General features: G+C 68.1%; 2 protein-coding genes and 2 pseudogenes. 1 reads left to right on the top strand and 3 read right to left on the bottom strand.

The features are described from left to right. Window positions 1-76 (bottom strand): annotated as a pseudogene (locus tag Q1V87_RS12650) (IS6 family transposase); the annotation flags it as partial. Between the two features lie 204 nt (window positions 77-280). Between Q1V87_RS12650 and smpB the strand changes: the two are divergent. Further along, window positions 281-757, top strand: coding sequence for an SsrA-binding protein SmpB (gene smpB / locus Q1V87_RS12645; RefSeq protein WP_079941838.1), 477 nt, complete (start codon window positions 281-283; stop codon window positions 755-757). A 181-nt stretch (window positions 758-938) separates the two neighbouring features. Here smpB and nylB read toward each other — a convergent pair whose 3' ends face one another. Both nylB and Q1V87_RS12635 read right to left on the bottom strand, forming a co-directional pair. Continuing rightward, on the bottom strand, window positions 939-2,117 hold the full coding sequence (nylB, locus tag Q1V87_RS12640; RefSeq protein ID WP_300593461.1) for a 6-aminohexanoate-dimer hydrolase: 1,179 nt from the start codon (window positions 2,115-2,117) through the stop codon (window positions 939-941). A 318-nt stretch (window positions 2,118-2,435) separates the two neighbouring features. After that, window positions 2,436-2,518 (bottom strand): annotated as a pseudogene (locus tag Q1V87_RS12635) (IS6 family transposase); the annotation flags it as partial.

The raw sequence follows: 2,518 nt of genomic DNA, 5'->3' as shown, positions 1-2,518 counted from the left end.
TCGGATAGCGACAATACCAGCGCACCGCCCACAGGATCACATCACCCTGGAAATGGCGCCACTTGAAATCCGTCATCGTTCCGTCCGTCCAATCTCCGCCAAGCATGCTCAAGCTTCACGATTTTTGCAACAGAGCCCTCGTGGGCGTGATCCTCTCGGCGATCGCGGCGAAGATCGCGATCACGCGGTATCTGCGGGTCTAGCGGCGAGGGTGCGGTAGGCTGGATCCTCGCGCGTGAGCGCGGATCCCGCACCAGCCCGACGGCAGAAAGGATGTGACATGCCCAAGGAGACCGGCGAGAAGCTGATCGCCTCCAACAAGAAGGCCCGGCACGAGTACAACATCCTCGACACCTACGAGGCGGGCCTGGTGCTCACCGGCAGCGAGGTGAAATCGCTGCGCATGGGGCGCGCGTCGCTCGTCGACGGCTACGTCTTCATCGAGCGCGGCGAGGCCTGGCTCGACGCGGCGTACATCCCCGAGTACCTCAACGGGTCGTGGACCAACCACGCGCCGCGCCGCAAGCGCAAGCTGCTGCTGCATCGCCAGCAGATCGACAAGCTCTACCAGAAGACCCGCGAGGGCGGCATGACGATCGTGCCGCTGCGCCTGTACTTCCTGGACGGCCGCGCGAAGGTCGAGATCGCCCTCGCGAAGGGCAAGAAGGAGTACGACAAGCGGCAGACGCTGCGCGAACGGCAGGACAAGCGCGAGGCCGAGCGGGCGATGCGCAGCAAGAACCGGCTGGGGGAGTAGCGCCCGCGACCCGGTGCGATTCAGTCGGCCCGGGCGAGCCGGGCGGCCCCGCCGGTTGAGCGGGCCCCCGCTGGTTGAGCGAGCGGAGCGAGTCGAAACCCGGGGCGGTCGGGTTTCGACTCGTCGCTGCGCTCCTCGCTCAACCGGCGGGGGAGGCCCGCCGCGAGCGGAGCGACCGTGGCTACACTGCGTCGAGCGCGCGGCTGACGTCGAGCAGGATCCCGTTCTGCAGCCGGTGCCAGTGCTCGGTGTCGGGATCGGGCCACGACGACAGCTTGACGATCACGGAGTCGGTGAGCGGGTCGAGCCACAGATTCTGCCCGTGGATGCCGATGCCGCTCACGTTGCCGCGCTCGTTGCCCGTGCACCACCACTGGCGGGTGTAGCTGCCGTCGGGGAAGGTGTTCGTGAAGCCCTTGTCGGTCATCGCCTCGTGCGATCCGCCGGCGAGTACGCGACGCACCCAGTCCTCGGAGACCACGCGGCCACCGGGGGCGACGCCGCCGTCGAGCATCATGCGCCCCACGCGCGCGAGATCCCGCGCCGTGCAGGAGACGCCGCCGTGCGCGAAGCCGAAACCCGTCGTGTCGACGGTGATGGTAGCGTCGCGGTCGGCGTCGAGCTTCGCCCACAGGTACGTGGAGAGCGCTTCGACGTAGCGCAGACCGGTGACCCGTTCGACGATCCAGGCGAGTACGTCGGTGTTCGCCGAGCAGTACTGGAACTCGCCGGTGCTGCCGTCGCCGCGGAGGGTGGTGAGGAACTCGTAGGTGTCGGCGGGGTCCCCGTCTCGCCGCGTGCGCCAGCCGGCCGAGCGACCGTGGGTCTGCACCTCGGATGCGGGATCGACGTAGTCCTCGTTGTAGTCGATCGAGATCTGCATGTCGAGCACCTGCAGCACGGAGGGCCCGTCGTAGACGGAGCCGGCGAGCTCGGGTACATACTCGGTGACGGGCTGCGCGGGATCGATGCGCCCCTCGTCGACCAGTGCTCCGACGACCGTGCCGCACAGCGACTTCGAGACGCTCATCAGCAGGTGACGGTCGTCGGGCGCGAAGCCGGCGCGGTAGTACTCGGCCACGACCTCCGTTCCGCGCAGCACGAGGAAGGCGTCGGTGTAGGTCTGTTCGAGGCGCTGTTCGAGGTCGGGAAGCTGCGCCGCGATCGCGCCGAGCCGCGCGAGGGCATGACCGGGCGCGTTCACCGGGCGCCGCGAGACCGCTGCCGAGGGCACCATCTCGCCGAGGTGAGCGAAGGCCCAGCGGTTGTGCGGGGGCTCCTGCCAGCTGTCGAGCGTCGGTTCACCCGCGGCGGCGTCGGGGTATCGGGCGGGGTGCGAGCCGGTGGTGGGCGTGTTCATCGAGCGTCTCCGAAGGTGTGGCCGCGGCGGGTGAAGAGGTAGTACAGTCCGCCGCTGACGATCATCGCAACGGGAGCGGAGAGATCGATGTAGCCCATGGCCTCGGCGATCGCGCCGCTCCAGAAGTCGGTGGTGAGGAAGAAGGAGGCGGCTGCGCCGCCGATGATCCCCGCGGCGAGGCCGGGAATGCTGAAGCCACCGGTGTACCAGTACTTGGCCCCCGGGCGCTCATCGAAGAGATCGAGGCCATCGTATCGGTTGCGGGGCTCTGTTGCAAAGATTGGCGGCAGTCAGAGGTAGGCTGTCGCTCTGCGCCGATCAGGCGGCTGCTGCGAAATGGTGGTTGAGCATGCCCATGGCCTCCGTCAGCGCCGAGGGCCCAATGCCAAAAGCTCTCTCCA

The organism is Microbacterium sp. (assembly GCF_030149085.1).
Classification (GTDB): Bacteria; Actinomycetota; Actinomycetes; order Actinomycetales; family Microbacteriaceae; genus Microbacterium.
The sequence above is the reverse complement of the archived record's forward strand: the minus strand, read 5'-3'. Positions and strand labels throughout refer to the sequence as shown.